The following is an 18,479-nucleotide window of genomic DNA, read 5'->3' as shown; positions in this document are numbered from 1 at the left end:
GGGTCTCCGCGCGTTGTGGAGGACGAGAGCCCTGGGAGGTCACCGTGCGCATGCTCGTCGCCCTCGCGGTCTATCTGGCCGTCGAGATCACCGTGCTGGTCCTGGTCGGCCAGGCCGTCGGGTTCTGGGGACTGCTCGGGGTGCTCGTGCTCTCCGCGGTCCTCGGGGCCTGGGCGATCCGGCGGGAGGGCCGCCGGTCGATGACGGCGCTGATGGACGCGGCACGCCGCGGCCGCCCCGCCGAGGCCGAGGTCGCCGACGGGATGTACGTCGCGCTCGCCGGCGTCCTGCTGGTCGTGCCCGGCCTGCTGTCGACGCTCGCGGCGCTCGTGCTGCTGGTCCCGCCGGTGCGCCGGGCCCTGGCGCGTCGCGCCGCGGACCGCGCCGTCCGTGCCGGCAGCGCCCGGGTCGGTCCGTCGGTGACGGTCGTGGGTGCCGGCGGTCCAGCGTGGGGTCCCGCGAGCCCCGCGGGCCCCGGTCGGCTGGACACCGGGTCGTTCCGCGGCACGGTCATCGAGGGCGAGGTCGTCGACCGCGGGGACGACGGCCGTCCCTCGACCTGAGCGGATGCCCGCCCGGGGCACCGGTCCCGCGCCCCCGACCACTAGCGTGACGCCTGATGAACGAGGGAGTCAGCGCGAGCGCCATCGCCTCCGCGCCGAGCGATGAGGACCATGTCCGCGACGTCACCGAGGACCACGGCGTCTCGGCCGTCGAGGAACCCAGCGCGGACGACTTCCGACATGCGCGGACGCTGCCCGTCGACGACGAGTGGTACAAGCGTGCGGTCTTCTACGAGGTGCTGGTCCGGGCGTTCGCGGACTCCAACCGCGACGGGTTCGGCGACCTCTCCGGGCTCACCGACAAGCTCGACTACCTCGCGTGGCTCGGCGTCGACTGCGTCTGGCTGCCGCCGTTCTACGACTCCCCGCTGCGCGACGGCGGCTACGACATCCGCGACTACCGCAAGGTGCTGCCGGAGTTCGGCAGCACGGAGGACTTCGTCGAGCTGCTCGACCAGGCGCACGCCCGCGGGATCCGCGTCATCACCGACCTGGTCATGAACCACACGTCGGACCAGCACCACTGGTTCCAGGAGTCGCGCCGCGACCCGGAGGGGCCGTACGGCGACTTCTACGTGTGGTCCGACGACGACACCCGCTACGCCGACGCGCGGATCATCTTCGTCGACACCGAGTCGTCGAACTGGACGTACGACTCGGTGCGCGGCCAGTTCTACTGGCACCGCTTCTTCTCCCACCAGCCGGACCTCAACTTCGACAACCCGGCCGTGTGCGAGGCGATGATCGACGCGCTGCGGTTCTGGCTGGACCTGGGCATCGACGGGTTCCGTCTCGACGCCGTGCCGTACCTCTACGAGCGCGACGGCACCAACGGCGAGAACCTCCCCGAGACCCACGCGTTCCTCAAGCGCTGCCGCAAGGTGGTCGACGACGAGTACCCCGGCCGGGTGCTGCTCGCCGAGGCCAACCAGTGGCCCGCCGACGTCGTGGAGTACTTCGGCGACGCCGAGGTCGGCGGCGACGAGTGCCACATGGCGTTCCACTTCCCGCTGATGCCGCGCATCTTCATGGCGGTCCGGCGCGAGTCCCGGTTCCCGATCTCGGAGATCCTGGCGCAGACGCCGGCGATCCCGGAGAAGGCCCAGTGGGGCATCTTCCTGCGCAACCACGACGAGCTCACGCTCGAGATGGTCACCGACGACGAGCGCGACTACATGTACGCGGAGTACGCCAAGGACCCGCGCATGAAGGCCAACATCGGCATCCGCCGGCGGCTGGCCCCGCTGCTCGAGAACGACCGCAACCAGCTCGAGCTGTTCACCGCGCTGCTGCTCTCGCTGCCCGGCAGCCCCGTCCTCTACTACGGCGACGAGATCGGGATGGGCGACAACATCTGGCTCGGCGACCGCGACGGCGTCCGCAGCCCGATGCAGTGGACGCCCGACCGCAACGCCGGCTTCTCCACGTGCGACCCGGGCCGGCTCAACCTGCCGATCATCATGGACCCGGTCTACGGCTACCAGGCGGTGAACGTCGAGGCGCAGTCGAACTCGACGGCGAGCCTGCTGCACTGGAACCGCCGGATGATCGACATCCGCAAGCAGCACCCGGCGTTCGGGCTCGGGTCCTTCCACGAGCTCGGCGGCTCCAACCCGAGCGTGCTGGCCTACGTGCGCGAGCACGTCGACGCCGAGGGCCACCGCGACGTCGTGCTCTGCGTGAACAACATGTCGAGGTTCCCCCAGCCGGTGGAGCTCGACCTCATCGCATGGAAGGACCGGGTGCCCACGGAGCTCACGGGGGGTGTGCCGTTCCCGGCGATCGGGGAACTGCCGTACCTGTTGACCCTTCCCGGACACGGCTTCTACTGGTTCGCCATCCACGAGGCCGAGGAGCGCTGATGCCCGCCACGAGCTCGCCCGACGGAACCGACCCGCTCGGCGGTCTGCACGACGCCCTGCTCGCCTGGCTACCAACCCAGCGGTGGTTCCCGGCCAAGGGCCGCGAGGTCGCGGGCCTGCGCACGGTCAGCCACAGCGTGGTGTCCGCGCCCGACGAGACGCCCGGGGTCGAGCACGCGGTGATCGCGGTGTCGTTCGCCGACGCGGCCGACACGGCGGGCAGCTCCGAGGAGCGCTATCAGCTCGTGCTGGGCGTCCAGCAGAGCCCGCCGGCCGACGTGGAGTACGCGGTCATCGGGCGACGGCGCAACGAGCAGGGCGGGGAGGACGTCGTCTACGACGGCCTGGCCGACGGGCGGATCAGCCGCCTGTTCCTGTCGCTGATCACCGAGAACGCCACGCGAGGCCCCCTGCGGTTCATCGCCGAGCCCGACACCGAGGCGCCGATCGTCGGGCCGGGTCGACCCCTGATCGGCGAGCAGTCCAACAGCTCGGTGATCTACGGCGAGCGCGCGATCATGAAGCTGTTCCGGCGTGCGACGGCCGGACTGAACCCGGACCTGGAGCTGCACCGCGCCCTGGGCCGGCAGGGCAGCCACGAGGTCGCCCCGCTGCTCGGGGCGATCGAGGGCGAGCTGCCGGGCGAGTCCGGTGCGGCCGAGCCCATGACCGTCGCGATGCTGCAGACGTACGCGTCGAACTCCGCCGACGGCTGGTCGATGGCGCTGGCGAGCGTCCGCGACCTGCTCGCCGAGGCCGACCTGCGTGCCGACGAGGTCGGCGGCGACTTCGCCGGCGAGGCCCACCGCATCGGCAAGACCGTCGCCGCCGTGCACCTCGAGCTGGCGGCGGCGCTGGGCACCCAGCCGCTCGACGCCCGCGGCGCCGAGGAGATCGAGGCGTGGATGCTCGAGCGCCTCGAGCGCGCCGCCACCGCCGTCGAGGGCGTCGCCGAGCAGCGCGAGGCGATCGCCGCCGTCCTGCGCGGCGTCACGGCGGCCGGGCCGTCGACGGTGCAGCGCATCCACGGCGACCTGCACCTGGGCCAGGAGCTGCGCACGCCGACGGGCTGGCTCGTCATCGACTTCGAGGGCGAGCCGTCGAAGTCCCTGGCCGACCGGATCCGTCCCGACTCCCCGCTGCGCGACGTCGCCGCGATGCTGCGCTCGTTCGACTACGCGGCGTTCCACCAGCTCGGCGAGTGGGAGCAGTCCGCGGACGACCCCGACCCGCAGCTCGAGCGGCGTGCGCAGGAGTGGGCCGACCGGAACCGGTCGGCGTTCTGCGACGGCTACGCGGAGGTCGCCGGGACCGACCCCCGGGAGTCCCCCGAGCTGCTGCGGGCCTACGAGCTCGACAAGGCCGTGTACGAGGTGCTCTACGAGACCCGCAACCGGCCGGGGTGGGTGTCGATCCCGCTGCGCTCGATGCGCCGCCTGCTCGCGCCGGCGGGGCGCGGCGAGCGCTGAGCGTCCACCCGCGATCACCGCGGCGATCGCGGGTACCTGTCGCAGAACGGTCCGTCTCGAAGCAGGAGTGGTGAGCAATGTCCGTCCCCGGTAGCCGAGTCCGCGGGCCCGCGTCGCCGACCCCCTCGGACCTCGACGTCCACCTGCTGATGGAGGGCTCACACCGCGACCCCCACGGGGTGCTGGGGCCGCACCGCGACCCCGAGTCGCCGGGCACGGTGATCGTGCGCGCGCTGCGCCCGGGCGCGGACGCCGTCGACGTCGTCATCGACGAGGGGCCGACGGCCGGGCGCTACCCGCTCGCCGAGGTCCACGCGGCGGGCGTCTTCGCCGCCGGCGTCCCGGGACCGTTGCCGCGCTACCGGCTCGCGACGCGGCGCACCGACGAGGCCACCGGCGAGACCGTCGAGACCATCGCCGACGACCCGTACCGCTTCTCCCCGGTGCTCGGCCCCGTCGACCTGCACCTGATCGGCGAGGGCCGCCACGAGCGGCTCTGGGACGCCCTCGGCGCCCACTTCCGCCGCTGGCCCACCCCGTCCGGCCCCGTCGAGGGCACCTCGTTCACCGTCTGGGCGCCCCACGCGCGCGGCGTGCGGGTGTGCGGCGACTTCGACGGCTGGGACGGCACCACGACGCCGATGCGCGCGCTGGGGTCCGGGGTCTGGGAGCTGTTCGTCCCGGGGATCGGCGACGGCGCCCGCTACGGGTTCCGCATCCTGTCCCCGGACGGGCACTGGCTGGACAAGGCCGACCCGATGGCCTTCGCCGCGGACCTGCCGCCCACGCCGGCCTCGGTGGTGACGACGTCGACCCACGAGTGGACCGACCAGGACTGGATGACGCAGCGGGCCGCGTCGGCGCCGCACAGCGAGCCGATGAGCGTCTACGAGATCCATCTGGGCTCGTGGCGCCAGGGGCTGGGGTACCGCGAGCTCGCCGACCAGCTCGCCGAGTACCTCACCGACACCGGGTTCACCCACGTCGAGCTGCTGCCGGTCGCCGAGCACCCCTTCGGCGGGTCGTGGGGCTACCAGGTCAGCTCGTACTATGCGCCGACCTCGCGCTTCGGCTCCCCCGACGACTTCCGCTACTTCGTCGACCGCCTGCACCGCGCGGGCATCGGCGTCATCGTCGACTGGGTGCCGGCGCACTTCCCCAAGGACGAGTGGGCGCTGGCCCGCTTCGACGGCACGCCCTGCTACGAGCACGGCGACCCGCGCCGCGGCGAGCAGCTCGACTGGGGCACGCTCGTGTTCGACTTCGGGCGCTCGCAGGTCCGCAACTTCCTCGTCGCCAACGCGCTGTACTGGCTCGACGAGTTCCACATCGACGGCCTGCGCGTCGACGCCGTCGCCTCCATGCTCTACCTCGACTACTCGCGCCCCGACGGCGGCTGGACGCCCAACCGCTACGGCGGCCGCGAGAACCTCGAGGCGGTGTCGTTCCTCCAGGAGGTCAACGCCACCGTCTACAAGAACCACCCGAGCGTCGTCACGATCGCCGAGGAGTCGACGGCGTGGCCCGGCGTCACCCGGCCGACCCACCTCGGCGGCCTGGGCTTCGGGTTCAAGTGGAACATGGGCTGGATGCACGACACGCTCGACTACATCGGGCGCGACCCCGTGCACCGCAGCTTCCACCACAACCAGATGACGTTCTCGATGACCTACGCGTACAGCGAGAACTACGTGCTGCCGCTCTCCCACGACGAGGTGGTGCACGGCAAGGGCTCGCTCTGGACGCGCCAGCCCGGTGACGACGAGCGCAAGGCCGCCGGGGTGCGCGCCCTGTTCGGCTTCATGTGGGCGCATCCCGGCAAGCAGCTGGTGTTCATGGGCGGCGAGTTCGGCCAGGTCCGCGAGTGGTCCGAGGAGCGCTCGCTCGACTGGGAGCTGCTCGACGACCCTCAGCACGGCGGGCTGCGGCGCCTCGTCGGCGACCTCAACGCCGCGTACCGGTCGCTCCCCCCGCTGTGGGAGCTCGACACCGACCCGGCTGGCTTCTCGTGGATCGACGCCAACGACGCGACGGGCAACGTGCTGTCGTTCGTGCGCCAGGACCGCGCGGGCAACCCGGTGGCCTGCATCGTCAACTTCTCCGGCGCGGACCACCCGAACTACCGGGTGGGGCTCCCGTCGACCGGGCGCTGGCGCGAGGTGCTCAACACCGACGCCGACGTCTACGGCGGGCGCGGGGTCGGCAACTACGGGGCGGTCATCGCCTCGTCGACGAGCTGGCACGGACGCCCGGCCTCGGCCGAGGTCACCCTGCCGGCGAACGGTGTCCTCTGGCTCGCACCGGCGTGATCGATCCGGGGGGCGAGGGCGGCGAGGTCGACGGTCGGGTTGTGCGGAACCGCACCTCCCCCGGGCGCGCGCCCGGCATGATGGCGCGCGTGCGGGGATCGGTGCGGGCGCTGGTGGTGGCGTGTGCGGTGCTGGCCGTGCTGGTCAGCTCGGCGTGCGCGTTCCCGGTGGACGGGCGGGCGGTCGCGGGCCCGGAGGTCACGGCGGGCATCGACCCGTCCTTCATCCGGGGCACCGACGGCGGCGAGGAGGACCGCCTCGCGGCGGCGACCCTGCGCGACCTCGAGGGCTTCTGGGGTCAGGCGCTCCCGGCCCTGCCCGGCGGCACGCCGTTCCGCCCCCTCGCGGGCTACTACTCGGTCGACCCGGGCGCGGGGCGTCCCTCCGCCGCGACGGGCGTGCCCTGCCTGCGCAACCCGCAGGAGGTGCAGGGCACCGCGTTCTACTGCCCCAGCGCGGACATCATCGCCTGGGACCGCGGCGAGCTCCTGCCCCAGCTGCGGCGCGACTTCGGCGACGCCGCCGTGGTCGTCGTGCTCTCGCACGAGTTCGGCCACGCCGTGCAGGGCCGCCTCGACCGCACCGGCGCGCTCCAGAACGCGCCGACGATCCTGCTCGAGGCCCAGGCCGACTGCTACGCCGGCGTGTTCCTGCGCAAGGTGCGCGACGGCGCCCTGCCCGACCTGCGCACCGGCGCGGCCGGCATCGACGGGGCGATGGGCGCTCTGATCGGGTTCCGCGACCCGGTGGGCACCTCGCCGCGCAACGCCGACGCCCACGGCAACGCGTTCGACCGCGTCTCCTCGTTCCAGGACGGCTTCGACGGCGAGCCCGCGGTGTGCGCGGCGATGGGGCGCGAGCGCGAGTTCACCCAGCAGTCGTTCCGCTCCCAGGCCGACGAGAGCGCCGGCGGCAACCTCGGGCTCCAGCCGCTGATCGACGCCATGGTCCCCGACCTCGACCGCTGGTTCGGCGAGGAGGTCCGCCGCCGCGGCGGGCAGTGGACCCCACCGGGCACCGAGCGCGACCAGGCGACGTGCCCGGGCACCGACGGCGCGGTCCAGGGACCCGTCGCGTGGTGCGCACCGGACGGGGGCGGCCCGTCGGCGGTGCACATCGACGCCGCCGGCCGGCTGCCAACCGACCACGCCCAGATCGGCGACTACGCCACGGGCACCCTGCTCGCGTCCCGGTACGGCACGGCCGCCCTCGCCGCGCTGAACCGCCCGACCACGGGCGCCGAGGGCGGGCGCGCCGCGCTCTGCCTCGCCGGGGCCTACAGCGCGGCGGTGGGCACGGGCGGCAGCTCCTTCGCCCTGTCCCCCGGCGACCTCGACGAGGGCGTGACGCTGCTGCTGCGCGAGGACACCCCCTCGCGCGGCACCGACGGCGTCGCCGCCGCGGGCACGGGCTACGAGCGCATCCGCGTCTTCCGCGCCGGCGTCACCGGGGGCCCCGACGCCTGTCTGCGCGGCGTCTGAGGCGTGTCAGCGGAGTGGCTCCGCGTACGATGAGTGTCCGCGGAGCCACTCCGTCGGGCACTAGTACAGCGCGCGGGCCAGGGCGCGGCGGGCCGTGGTGACGCGCTCGTCCTCGGTGCCGAAGAGCTCGAACAGCTCGACGAGGTGGGTCCGGGCGCGGTCGCGCTCGTCGCCGGCGGTGCGCGCCACCGTCGCCACGAGACGGTCGAACGCCCCGGTGACGTCCTGGGCCGCGACCTGGGCGTCGGCGGCGGCGATCTGCGCGTCGACGTCGTCGGGTGCGGCGTCGGCGCGCGCGATCGCCGACGGGTCGGCCGACTCGGCGCGCTCGAGGAACTTCACCTGCGCCAGGGCCGCCTGGGCCTCGGCGTGGTTCGGCTCGCTCGCGAGGATCGCCTCGTAGGCACCGGCGGCCGTGGCGTAGTCGCCCTGCTCGAGGGCCTCCTCGGCGGCGACGATGCGCGGGTCCTCGGGCTCCTCGACGGGCTCGGCGGCCGCGTCACCGTCGGCGCGGGCCTCGGCCTCGGCGATCCCGGGCATCTGCTCGCGCAGGGCGTCGAGCAGCTGGGTGATCCACTCCCGCAGCTGGGGCTCGGGCTGCGCACCCTGGAACGACGTCACGGGCTGGCCGCCGGCGACGACGACCACCATCGGGATCGACTGCACCTGGAAGGCCTGCGAGATGCGCGGGTTCGCGTCGACGTCGATCTTCGCGAGGACCCACGCGCCGCGGCCCTCGGCGGCGAGCTTCTCGAGCACCGGGGAGAGCTGCTTGCACGGCTGGCACCACTCGGCCCAGAGGTCGACGACCACCGGCACGGTCATCGAGCGGTCGATGACCTCGGACTGGAACGTCGCCTCGGTGACGTCGATGACGGTCGGGGGCGCCGCGCCGTCGGCGGGCGGGCCCGCGGGACGCTGGGCGCCGCCGTCACCGGCGGCTCCCGGCGACGAGGGTCGGGCCTCGGCGCGGGCCTTCAGCCCGGACAGGTCGACGGCCCCGGCCATCGCGGAGGAGAGTGCCGCGGCCTGCGCCGCCTGGCGGGAATCGGGACGTGCCACGACGCCAAGTCTGCCACTCGGGCGCCGCACGTCACCTACGGGCGCAGGCGCTCCTCGACGCGCGCCACCTTCGCCTGCATCTGGCCGGTGTGGCCCGGGCGGATGTCGGCCTTGAGGACGAGCGACACCCGCGACCCGTAGCGTCCGGCGGCCTCGGTGGCCCGCCGGACGACGTCCATGACCTCGTCCCACTCCCCCTCGAGCGAGGTGAACATCGACGAGGTCTCGTGCGGCAGGCCGGACTCGCGCACCACGCGCACGGCCGCCGCCACGGCCTCGGACACGGACCCGTCCTCGGCCGGGGAGCCGTCGACGCCCACACCCGACGGGGACACGCTGAACGCCACGATCACGAGGCCCAGCGTGCCACGCGCCCACGGTAAGGTTCCGCGTCGTCATGACCGCCTCCACGCCGCTGCCGTTCGACCCGATCGCGCGCGCCGCGTCGATCTGGACCGAGCGCATCGGCGAGCCGCGGGCGATGGCCGCCGTCACCAGCGTCATGCGCGTCCAGCAGATCCTCCAGCAGGCCGTCGACGGCGCCCTGCGCCCGCACGGGCTGACGTTCGCGCGCTATGAGGCGCTCGTGCTGCTGCAGTTCGCGCGCACCGGGTCGCTGCCGATGCGGATCATGGGCGAGCGCCTGCAGCTGCACCCGACGTCGATCACCAACATCGTCGACCGTCTCCAGGCCTCCGACCTCGTGGTGCGCCGCCCGCACCCCACCGACGGCCGCACGACGCTCGTGGAGATCACCGGCGCCGGACGGGATCTGTGCGCAGCGGCCACCGCGTCGGTGACGGCGATCGACTTCGGGCTCGTGGGTCTCGACGACGACGAGACGCAGATGCTCACCCGGCTGCTCGCCCGCGTCCGTCACGCCGCCGGCGACTTCGCCTGAGCGTCCAGCGTCCCGCCGGCCAGGTGCCGGACCTCGTCGACGAGGTCGAGCCCCTCGCCCCGGTGGGCGAGCAGCACCACGGTGCGTCCGGCGGAGGCGTCGAGCAGGTCCGCGACGAGTACGGCGGCCGTGGCGGGGTCGAGGCCCTCGGTGGGCTCGTCGAGCACGAGCACCGCGGGGTCGACGAGCAGCGCCCGCGCGGTGGCGAGCCGGCGGCGCTCGCCCCCGGACACGGTGCCGGCGGCCAGCCAGGTGTCGAGCCCGTCGGGCAGGCCGGCGAACCAGTCGCCGAGGCGGACCCGGTGCAGGACCGCGACGAGGTCGGCGTCGCTGGCGTCCGGGGCGGCGAAGTGCAGGTTCTCGCGGAGGGTCGTGGCGAAGACGTGGTCGTGCTCGCCGACCAGGGCCACGAGACGGCGCCAGTCCTCGCCGCGGACGGCCGCCGCGTCGACGCCGCCGAGGGTCACCGTGCCGCGGCGGGGGTCGAGCAGCCGCAGCAGCACCGCGGCCAGCGTGGACTTGCCGGCTCCCGACGCCCCGGTGATCCCGACGCGGTGCCCGGCGGGCAGGTCGAGGTCGAGACCCCGCAGTGCCGGCTCGGCGCCCCACCCGGCGGTGACGTCGTGGAGGTGCAGGTCGCGCCCCGCGGGTGTGGCCGGGTGCCCGGGCTCGCGCGCGGGCGGCACCGGGACGGCGAGCGCGGCGAGACGGGCGCGGGCCCGCCTCCCCCGCACCACCGCGGCGGCGGCCGCGGGGAGCGCGACGACGGTCTCGCCGAGGGCCAGCGGGGCGAGGACGGCGACGGCGGCGAGCTCCGGCGAGACGCTCGCCGGCGCAGCGAGCGCCGCGGCCACCGAGGCGGCGCCGAGCCCCAGCTGCGCGAGGGCGCCCGCCACGGCTCCGCCCGCGGCCTCGCGGCGCCGCGCCCGGGCCAGCGCCGCGGCCGTCGCCCGGGGCCGGGCGCGCAGGGCGTCGGCGCCCCGGGCGGCGAGCTCGTCGCGGGCGGCGTGGGTCTCGACGACGGCCGCGCGCAGGTCGTCGGTCGCCGCCTCCGCGGCGGGCGCGGCGCGGCGGGCGGCGAGCGCGGCGGCGAGCGGCGCGCCCACTGTGGCGACGGCGAGCCCGGGCAGCAGGGCCGCGGCGACGACGGGGCTCGCGAGCGCCGCGACACCCAGCAGCACCGGGAGCGCCAGCCCCGCGACGGCCAGCGGCAGCACCCCGCGGACGAGGCCGTCGAGGCGCAGGTCGACGTCGTCGGTGACCCGCGCGAGGAGGTGGCCCCGGCGCCCGGCCACCGCCCCCGGCACGCGCTCGGCCAGCGCGGCCACCACGCGCCGGCGCCACCGGACCATGCGCGCCAGCACGTCGGCGTGCGCCGTGACCCGCTCCAGGTAGCGCAGCACCGGCCGCGCGATTGCGAAGCCGCGCACCGCGACCACGGCGATCGACAGCGTGAGGATCGGCGGCTGGGCCGCGGCGCGGGCGATGAGCCACGCCGCCGCCGCCGTGAGCGCCACGCCCGCCACCGCCGCGCCGGTCCCGAGCGCCACGGCCGTCGGGAGCCCGCGTCTCGCGGGTGTCGCAGCGAACGCGCTGCTCGCTGCTTCTAGGCGCGCAAAGTCCCCGTTCGCGCCGGCAGTCGCCGGCTCGGGCTCCGACGGCGCCGGAGCGAACGCGGCGTTCCGACGCATAGAAGCTGCGAACAGCGCGTTCGCTCCATCAACCCCGGGCGCGCCCAGCTCCACGACCCGGTCGGCGGCCTTGCGCAGGGCGGGGCGGTGGGCGACGGCGAGGACGAGCGCGCCGCGGCCCGCCAGGGAACGGAGCTCCTCGACCACCGCGCGCTCGGTGTCGGCGTCGAGGTGCGCCGTGGGCTCGTCGAGCAGCACGACCGTGCCGGCGGGGTCGTCCGACGCCTCACCCAGCACGCGCGCGAGGGCGAGGCGGCGGCGCTGCCCCGACGACAGCGAGCGCCCGCCCTCCGCCAGCGGCTGCGCCGGGTCGAGCGGGAGGCCCAGCCGCCGCAGCACGTCCGGCGACCCGGCACCCAGCGCCTCCCCGACGGTCGCCGCGTGCGGGAGCTGCGGGTGCTGGCCGAGCACGAGGAGGCGCCCCTGGACCGACACCGACCCCGAGGACCGCGCGGCGTCGTCCAGCGTCCCGGCCAGGGCCCGCAGCAGCGTCGTCTTGCCCACCCCCGACGGCCCGGCGACGACGACCAGCTCGCCCCCGCGGGCCTCGAGCACCGGCAGCGACGGGGTCGCGTCGAGACGCCCGGGGTGGGTCACCGACAGCCCGCCGACACGCACCCGCGCGTCCCCGGCGGAAACCGTCCGCGCGAGCGACGGCGCCGGGGCGGACGAGGACAGCGCGTCCCGCTCGTCCAGCACCGCCGTGGCCCGGGCCGTGTCGTGGAAGCGGGCGCCGGCCTCGCGCAGCGGGCGGTGGGCCTCGCCGGCGAGCAAGATCGCCACGAGCGCCGGGTAGAGCGTCATCGCACCCTCGACGAGCCGCACCCCGGCCCCCACCGCGACCAGCCCCACCGACAGCGTCCCGAGCAGCTCCAGGGCCGCCGACGACAGGAACGCCACGCGCAGCACGCGCGTCGACGCCGCGCGGTGCCGCTCGCCGAGGTCCGTGACGGACTCGACCGCGCGCCGCTCCCGGCCGAACAGCCGCAACGTCGCGAGACCGGTGACCGTGTCGAGGAAGTGCCCCGCCAGCCGCTCCCCGGCCGCCCACTCGCGGCGCGCCGCGGCCCGTGCGGCCCAGCCGAGCAGCACCGCGAACACCGGCACCAGCGGCAGCGTCACGGCCACGACCAGCGCCGACGTCGGGTCGGCGAGCGCGAGCACCGCGATCACCGCCGGCGGCAGCACCACCGCCACCACGAGCGCCGGCAGCGTTGCGGTGAACCACCCGCGCAGGGCGTCCACCCCGTGCGAGGCCAGGGGCACGATCGCGGGCGCGTCGTCGTGGCCGAGCCGCTCGAGCAGGCGCTCGCGCTCCTGCTCGACGACCCGCTCCCCCGTCCGGGCCGCCAGCACGGGCTCGAGCCACGCCAGCACCGCCCGGGCGGCCACCACCAGGACCAGCACGAGGACGGCGGCACGTGGCACGACCCCCGGGCCCACCACGAGCGACGTCACGACGCTCGCGGCCGCGAGGGCCGCCGCGACCGTCGACGCGGCCTGGAGGACACCGACGAGCACCAGCCCGGCCACCCCCGCCCGAGGAGCCAGTCCCAGCAGCCGACGGTCGACGGGCCCCGTCACGAGGACGCCACCCGCTCGCTGGCCACGCGCCGCCGGAACACCCAGTACGAGAACGCCTGGTAGGCGACGACCCCGGGCAGGACGACCACCGCCGCGATCGTGATGAGCTCCAGCGCGCCGGGGCTCGCCGCGGCACCGGCGACGGTCAGCGAGAACGCCGGGTCGAGGGTGCTCGGCAGCACGACGGGCAGGTGCGCGGCGAGCACCCCGACCACCCCGAGCGCGACCGCCAGGGACGCCGCCGCAAAGGCCAGCACCTCGCGGCGGAGCAGCACGCACAGCAGGACCACGCCCACCGCCCCCAGCCCGAGCGGCGCCACCACTGCGACGAGCACCGCGACCGGCCCGAGCACCACCAGCGCCGCCGTCCGTGCGCGCACCCGCAGCGGCCCGGTCGTGCGCAGCCCGAGGAATGTCGCACCCTGCAGCAGCGCCACCCCGACGCCGAGCCCGGCCCCGAGCAGCGCGGGCGCCGACACCAGCGGCGCCAGGGACCGGTCCAGGCCCGCCCCGGCGACCTCCCCGTCGGCCCCCAGCGCGAGCCCCGTCGCGAGCACGCCGAGCACCGCGCCCCACAGCGCCGCGACCAGCAGCGACGACGCCGCCAGCACCCCGTCGCACCACCGCCGCCAGCGCTCGGTCCCGCCCTTGCCCCGGAACTCGAGCGCGACCCCGCGCGCCGCGAGCAGCAGCAGGAGCAGCACGAACGGCAGGTAGAGCCCGCTCATCAGCGCCGCGTACCAGTCGGGGAACGCCGCGAACGTCACCCCGACGGCGGCGACGAGCCACACCTCGTTGCCGTCCCACACGGCGCCGATGGTCGTGACGCCGGCGCCGCGCTCGTGGTCGTCGCGGCCGAGCGCGGGGGCGAGCACGCCGACGCCGAAGTCGAACCCCTCCAGCACGAAGAACAGCACCCAGCACGTGACCGCGAGGGCGAACCACAGGGTCGGGAGGTCCATGACCGGTCTCCGTCAGTACGAGGGAACGAGGGGGCGGTCGGGCTCGCTGTCGTCGGCGGGAACGGGCGCCGGGTCGTCGCCCGCCGTGCGGGCGACGCGCAGCACCAGCCGCACCCACACCACCGCCAGCACCCCGTAGACCAGCGCAAAGCCGGCCAGCGACGCCGCGAGCTCGACGGGGGTCAGGCCGGGCGAGACGCCGTCTTCGGTGCGGAAGAGCCCGAAGACCAGCCAGGGCTGGCGCGCGGTCTCGGTGAACAGCCAGCCCGCCGTCGCCGCGAGGGCGGGCAGCACCGGCACGGTCCAGAGCAGGCGCAGCAGCCACCGGTCGACGGGGTGGCCCGCGCCGAGCTCCCGCCCACGGCGGGTCCGCCACAGCACCCAGGCGGCCACGACGGTCGCGAGCACCCCGAACCCGATCATGAAGCGGAAGCTCCAGTACGCCATCGGGACGACCGGCACGTAGTCGCCCGGGCCGAACTGCGCGGTGTACTGCGCCTGCAGGTCGTCGATGCCCTGCACGGTGGCCGTCGGGTCGCCCGTGGCCAGGAACGACAGCAGCCACGGGACGTCGAGGGAGAAGAACGGCTCCTTCTCCCCCGGCGCCCCGACGGCGAACAGCGAGAACGGCGCGCCCGCCTGCGTCGCGTAGAGCGCCTCCGCTGCGGCCATCTTCATCGGCTGCACGGCGGTCATGACCTTGCCGAGCAGGTCGCCGGTCAGCGCCACGAGCGCGCCGGCGACGAGCGTCGTCCACGCCCCGACCCGTGTGAACGACCGCCACTGCCCGTCCGGGTCGCCCCGGCGCACGCGGTACGCCCCGATCGCCAGCAGGAGCGCGCCGCCGCCGGCGAACGCGCCCGCGATCGTGTGCGGGAAGGCGGCGAGCACGACCTCGTTGGTCAGCAGGTCGGTGAAGCTGCCGAGGCGGGCGCGGCCGGTGTCCGGGTCGAGCGTGTAGGCCACGGGGTTCTGCATGAACGCGTTGGCCGCGAGGATCACGTAGGCGGAGATCAGCGTGCCGATCGCCACGATCCAGATCGTCGCGAGGTGCAGCGCGGGGTGCAGCCGGTCGGCGCCGAACCACCACAGGCCCAGGAAGGTCGCCTCGAGGAAGAAGGCGAGCATGCCCTCGATCGCGAGCGTCGGACCGAACACGTCGCCGTAGAAGCGCGCGAACGACGACCAGGACAGGCCGAACTGGAACTCCTGGACCAGCCCGGTGACGATGCCGACCGCGAAAGTGATCATGAGCAGCTTGCCCGCGACCAGCGTCGACCGCTGCCAGCGCGGGTCCCCGGTCCGGTACGCGGCCGTCTGCAGCAGCGCCGTCAGGGACGCGAGCGAGATCGAGAGGGGGACGAACAGGTAGTGGTAGATCGTCACGACCGCGAACTGCAGTCGGGACAGCTCCAGCGCGGTCACGACGACCTCCTCGCCTACGACGCATCGTCGTATCTACGACTCAGCGTAGTACGACGGTTTGCGTTGGCAAGGGGATCCACGGCTAGGATGAGTGACGTGGCCCTGGGAGAGCTCGAGCGCGCGGTGATGGCGCAGCTGTGGGCCGCTCCGGCGCCCCTGACCGTCCGCGAGGTGCACGACCGGCTCGACCGCGAGCTCGCGTACACCACGGTGATGACCGTCCTCGGCCGTCTGGCCAAGAAGGGCATGGTCCGCCAGGAGCGCGACGGCAAGGCCTACCGCTACACCGCGGCGGCCACCCGCGAGCAGCTCGCGGCGTCGCTCATGCTCGACGCGCTCGGCGACGTCGGCGAGGACCGGACGGCCGCGCTCGTGGCGTTCGTCGACCGGGTCGGCCCCGAGGGCGCGGCCGCCCTGCGCGCGGCACTGCAGACCACGCCCGCGCCCGTCCTCCCCGAGGTCCCCCAGCCGCGCACCGACGGCGAGGAGCGGGGCCCCGACTCGTGATCTCGGGCCCGTCCTGATGGTCCAGCTCCGCTGCGCTTCGTGTCCGCCCGCGCCAGACTGACCCCATGGCGTCGGTGTGGCTCGCCGCGCTGGCCCTCGTGCTGGCCGGCCCGGTCCCCTCGGTGCTGGCCCGCGCCCGCTGGCCCCAGCGCGTCCCGCGCGCCGCCATCGTGCTCTGGCAGGCGATCGCGCTGGCCGCCGTGCTGGCCGCGGTCGGCAGTGCGCTGGCCGCGCCCGAGGAACTGCTGCGGGCCCTGGCCCCCGAACGGCGGCAGGGCACGCCGACGGTCGTCGCCGTGGTGATCGCCGCCGTCCTGGCCGGGCTCATCGTCCTGCGACTGGTCGGCGTGCTGGTGCTGCTAGCGGTGCGCACCCGGCGCCGCCGGGCCCACCACCGGGACATGGTCGACCTGCTCGACCGCGCCGAGCGCAGCGCCCTGATCGGCGGCGGCGCGGGCGCGACGTCCGTGCTGCGGGTCCTCGACGGCGCCGTCCCCTTCGCCTACTGCGTCCCCGGCCGGGCACCGCGTGTCGTCGTGACCGAGGCGGCCCTCGACACCCTCGACCCCGACGAGCTGCGCGCCGTCCTCGCCCACGAGCAGGCCCACCTCGACGCGCGCCACGACCTCGTCCGCGAGGGCTTCGTCGCCCTGCACCAGGCGTTCCCCGTGCTCGCGCGCAGCCGCCAGGCCCGCGACGCCGTCGGGCTGCTGCTGGAGATGCTCGCCGACGACGCCGGCCGCGCCCGCTGCTCGGACCGCGCGATGGCCGGGGCGCTCGAGGCGTTCGGCGTCACCGGGGACCGCGAGATCTCCGCACGCCTCGAGCGCGTGCGGGCCCGGGCCTGCGGCGGCCCCGTGCTCGCGACCGGCACCTACCTCGCCGCGGCCGCGGTGGTCGTCGTGCCGACGATCGCGGTGGTCATCCCCTGGCTCGCCGTGGCCCTGCCGGCCGCCGGCGTGCTGCGCTGAGAAGCGGTCGCCGGCGCGGGTCGGGAGCGAGAGTCACCTCGAGTGCCTGGGACGCAGCGAGGGAGTCCCTCGCTCCGGCGCCCCGGCACCCCGGCACCCCGGCAACCCAGCACCCCGGGGCACCGGTCAGCTCCGCACCGAGCTCACGACCTCGTCGGCGGCCGCGTAGGGGTCCAGCTCGCCGGCGACGACGCGCTCGGCCAGCTCCCCGAGCGCCGCGGCCCCGGCCAGCTCGCGGATGCGCGCCCGCAGGTCGGCCAGCGCGATCGCCTCGATCTCGGCGCGCGCCCGGCGTCGCGGCCCCTCGGTGAGGCGGTCGTGGTCGGCCATCCAGGCGCGGTGGTCGTCGAGGGCGCCGACGAGGTCGTCGATCCCCTGGCCCGACGCGGCCACCGTCCGCACGACCGGCGGGCGCCACGACGGGCCCGAGACCTCCCGCCGGTTCAGCGACACCATGTGCTGCAGCTCCCGCACCGTCGCGTCGGCGCCGTCGCGATCGGCCTTGTTGACGACGAACACGTCCCCGACCTCGAGGATGCCGGCCTTGGCCGCCTGGACACCGTCACCCATCCCGGGCGCCAGGAGCACGACCGTCGTGTCGGCCAGGGCGACGACCTCGACCTCCGACTGGCCCACCCCCACCGTCTCGACCAGGATCACGTCGCAGCCCGCGGCGTCCAGGACCCGCAGCGCCTGCGGCGTCGCCGCGGCGAGCCCGCCGAGATGACCGCGCGTGGCCATCGATCGGATGAAGACGCCCGGGTCGGTCGCGTGCTCGCCCATCCGCACCCGGTCGCCCAGCAACGCGCCGCCGGAGAACGGCGAGCTGGGATCCACGGCGAGGACACCGACGCGCCGGTCGTCGGCACGCAGGGCCGTGACCAGCGCCGACGTCGTCGTCGACTTCCCGACCCCGGGTGAGCCGGTGAGGCCCACGACCCGCGCGCGCCCGGCGTGGGGAGCCAGGGCGGCGGCCAGCTCGCGCAGCTGCGGGCTCCCGTCCTCCACGAGGGAGATCAGCCGTGCCACCGCGCGAGGGGTCCCGTCGCGCGCCCCGGCGACCAGTTGATCCAGGTCCACGGCGCGGCACGGTACCGATCGCCACGCATGCTTGATAAATCGAGCGTGCGCTGCGTCACGGAGCGGGCACTTCGATTCAGATGGTTACCCTGCCCGCCATGGCTTCCGACGGGACACCGGGCGACCTGGCCGCGAGCGGGATCACCACGATCGACCACGTGGGGATCGCCGTCCCCGACCTCGACGCCGCGATCGCCTGGTACGCCGAGAACCTCGGCCTGGTGGCGACCCACCAGGAGACCAACGAGGAGCAGGGCGTGCGCGAGGCGATGCTGCACGCGCCCGGGGACGACGCCGGGCCGGCCGTGCAGCTGCTCGCCCCGGTGGACGAGTCGTCGACGATCGCCAAGTTCATCGACCGCAACGGACCCGGGCTCCAGCAGGTCGCCTACCGGGTCACCGACGTCGAGCAGAGCGCCGAGACGCTGCGCGCCAAGGGCCTGCGCCTGCTCTACGACGCCCCGCGGCGCGGCACCGCCGGCTCGCGGGTCAACTTCGTGCACCCCAAGGACGCCGGTGGCGTGCTGGTGGAGCTCGTCGAACCGGCCGAGAAGCACTAGAGGACACCGACCCGCTCACACCCCGGTCCCCAGGACTGTTACCGGTCGGTAG

At 75.1% G+C, this 18,479-nt stretch carries 15 protein-coding genes; 9 read left to right on the top strand and 6 right to left on the bottom strand.

The features are described from left to right. Positions 1-50: 50 nt before the first annotated feature. The 5 genes from WCD41_RS04075 to WCD41_RS04055 all read left to right on the top strand — a co-directional run bounded on the left by WCD41_RS04075 (position 51) and on the right by WCD41_RS04055 (position 7,684). Entirely contained in the window at positions 51-563 is a 513-nt protein-coding gene (locus WCD41_RS04075; RefSeq protein WP_337712338.1) for an FxsA family protein, read from the top strand. Between the two features lie 56 nt (positions 564-619). Further along, complete coding sequence (gene treS / locus WCD41_RS04070; protein WP_337712083.1) at positions 620-2,425, top strand: maltose alpha-D-glucosyltransferase; 1,806 nt, start codon at positions 620-622, stop codon at positions 2,423-2,425. Then, on the top strand, positions 2,425-3,894 hold the full coding sequence (locus WCD41_RS04065; RefSeq protein ID WP_337712082.1) for a maltokinase N-terminal cap-like domain-containing protein: 1,470 nt from the start codon (positions 2,425-2,427) through the stop codon (positions 3,892-3,894). The genes treS and WCD41_RS04065 overlap by 1 nt, the downstream gene beginning before the upstream one ends. 77 nt (positions 3,895-3,971) lie before the next feature. Next, entirely contained in the window at positions 3,972-6,203 is a 2,232-nt protein-coding gene (gene glgB, locus WCD41_RS04060) for a 1,4-alpha-glucan branching protein GlgB (protein ID WP_337712081.1), read from the top strand. A gap of 80 nt (positions 6,204-6,283) precedes the next feature. After that, positions 6,284-7,684: a neutral zinc metallopeptidase gene (locus WCD41_RS04055; protein WP_373695078.1), complete on the top strand. Its 1,401-nt coding sequence runs from the start codon at positions 6,284-6,286 to the stop codon at positions 7,682-7,684. 60 nt (positions 7,685-7,744) lie between these two features. Here WCD41_RS04055 and WCD41_RS04050 read toward each other — a convergent pair whose 3' ends face one another. Further along, positions 7,745-8,692, bottom strand: coding sequence for a tetratricopeptide repeat protein (locus WCD41_RS04050; RefSeq protein ID WP_337712337.1), 948 nt, complete (start codon positions 8,690-8,692; stop codon positions 7,745-7,747). 89 nt (positions 8,693-8,781) lie between these two features. Beyond that, positions 8,782-9,099 carry a thiamine-binding protein gene (locus WCD41_RS04045; RefSeq protein ID WP_337712079.1) on the bottom strand — a complete coding sequence of 106 codons (318 nt, stop codon included), beginning with the start codon at positions 9,097-9,099 and terminating at the stop codon, positions 8,782-8,784. A gap of 44 nt (positions 9,100-9,143) precedes the next feature. On the opposite strand from WCD41_RS04045, the gene WCD41_RS04040 reads away from it, so the two are divergent. Then, entirely contained in the window at positions 9,144-9,647 is a 504-nt protein-coding gene (locus WCD41_RS04040) for a MarR family winged helix-turn-helix transcriptional regulator (RefSeq protein WP_337712078.1), read from the top strand. On the opposite strand, the gene cydC is transcribed toward WCD41_RS04040, so the two are convergent. Genes cydC through WCD41_RS04025 form a run of 3 tightly spaced genes read right to left on the bottom strand, consistent with a single transcriptional unit; the run spans position 9,623 to position 15,309 of the window. Continuing rightward, positions 9,623-12,922 (bottom strand): thiol reductant ABC exporter subunit CydC, encoded by a 3,300-nt coding sequence (cydC, locus tag WCD41_RS04035; protein WP_337712077.1) that lies wholly within the window; start codon positions 12,920-12,922, stop codon positions 9,623-9,625. The two genes, WCD41_RS04040 and cydC, sit on opposite strands and share 25 nt — an antisense overlap. Beyond that, positions 12,919-13,884 carry a cytochrome d ubiquinol oxidase subunit II gene (gene cydB, locus WCD41_RS04030; RefSeq protein ID WP_337712076.1) on the bottom strand — a complete coding sequence of 322 codons (966 nt, stop codon included), beginning with the start codon at positions 13,882-13,884 and terminating at the stop codon, positions 12,919-12,921. The genes cydC and cydB overlap by 4 nt, the downstream gene beginning before the upstream one ends. A 12-nt stretch (positions 13,885-13,896) precedes the next feature. After that, positions 13,897-15,309: a cytochrome ubiquinol oxidase subunit I gene (locus WCD41_RS04025; protein WP_337712075.1), complete on the bottom strand. Its 1,413-nt coding sequence runs from the start codon at positions 15,307-15,309 to the stop codon at positions 13,897-13,899. Between the two features lie 87 nt (positions 15,310-15,396). Between WCD41_RS04025 and WCD41_RS04020 the strand changes: the two genes are divergently transcribed. Both WCD41_RS04020 and WCD41_RS04015 read left to right on the top strand, forming a co-directional pair. Beyond that, the gene (locus tag WCD41_RS04020; RefSeq protein ID WP_337712074.1) at positions 15,397-15,816 is read left to right on the top strand and encodes a BlaI/MecI/CopY family transcriptional regulator; all 420 of its coding nucleotides are present in this window, start codon (positions 15,397-15,399) and stop codon (positions 15,814-15,816) included. A gap of 65 nt (positions 15,817-15,881) precedes the next feature. Further along, entirely contained in the window at positions 15,882-16,787 is a 906-nt protein-coding gene (locus WCD41_RS04015) for a M56 family metallopeptidase (RefSeq protein WP_337712073.1), read from the top strand. A 126-nt stretch (positions 16,788-16,913) separates the two neighbouring features. Here WCD41_RS04015 and meaB read toward each other — a convergent pair whose 3' ends face one another. After that, positions 16,914-17,867, bottom strand: a complete 954-nt coding sequence (gene meaB, locus WCD41_RS04010; protein WP_337712072.1) for a methylmalonyl Co-A mutase-associated GTPase MeaB — start codon at positions 17,865-17,867, stop codon at positions 16,914-16,916. A 98-nt stretch (positions 17,868-17,965) separates the two neighbouring features. On the opposite strand from meaB, the gene mce reads away from it, so the two are divergent. Beyond that, positions 17,966-18,427 (top strand): methylmalonyl-CoA epimerase, encoded by a 462-nt coding sequence (mce, locus tag WCD41_RS04005; protein WP_337712071.1) that lies wholly within the window; start codon positions 17,966-17,968, stop codon positions 18,425-18,427. Positions 18,428-18,479 lie beyond the last annotated feature (52 nt).

This window comes from Actinomycetospora aeridis (assembly GCF_037400275.1).
Taxonomy (GTDB): Bacteria; Actinomycetota; Actinomycetes; order Mycobacteriales; family Pseudonocardiaceae; genus Actinomycetospora; species Actinomycetospora aeridis.
This window is presented reverse-complemented; position numbering and strand designations above follow the sequence as displayed.

Bases quoted from the DNA above. Each gene is read 5' to 3' on its own strand.
- treS (WP_337712083.1), top strand. From the start codon at position 620: ATGAACGAGGGAGTCAGCGCGAGCGCCATCGCCTCCGCGCCGAGCGAT.
- WCD41_RS04075 (WP_337712338.1), top strand. From the start codon at position 51: ATGCTCGTCGCCCTCGCGGTCTATCTGGCCGTCGAGATCACCGTGCTG.
- WCD41_RS04040 (WP_337712078.1), top strand. From the start codon at position 9,144: ATGACCGCCTCCACGCCGCTGCCGTTCGACCCGATCGCGCGCGCCGCG.
- mce (WP_337712071.1), top strand. From the start codon at position 17,966: ATGGCTTCCGACGGGACACCGGGCGACCTGGCCGCGAGCGGGATCACC.
- WCD41_RS04020 (WP_337712074.1), top strand. From the start codon at position 15,397: ATGAGTGACGTGGCCCTGGGAGAGCTCGAGCGCGCGGTGATGGCGCAG.
- glgB (WP_337712081.1), top strand. From the start codon at position 3,972: ATGTCCGTCCCCGGTAGCCGAGTCCGCGGGCCCGCGTCGCCGACCCCC.
- WCD41_RS04065 (WP_337712082.1), top strand. From the start codon at position 2,425: ATGCCCGCCACGAGCTCGCCCGACGGAACCGACCCGCTCGGCGGTCTG.
- WCD41_RS04050 (WP_337712337.1), bottom strand. From the start codon at position 8,692: ATGGCCGGGGCCGTCGACCTGTCCGGGCTGAAGGCCCGCGCCGAGGCC.
- WCD41_RS04055 (WP_373695078.1), top strand. From the start codon at position 6,284: ATGGCGCGCGTGCGGGGATCGGTGCGGGCGCTGGTGGTGGCGTGTGCG.
- cydB (WP_337712076.1), bottom strand. From the start codon at position 13,884: ATGGACCTCCCGACCCTGTGGTTCGCCCTCGCGGTCACGTGCTGGGTG.
- WCD41_RS04015 (WP_337712073.1), top strand. From the start codon at position 15,882: ATGGCGTCGGTGTGGCTCGCCGCGCTGGCCCTCGTGCTGGCCGGCCCG.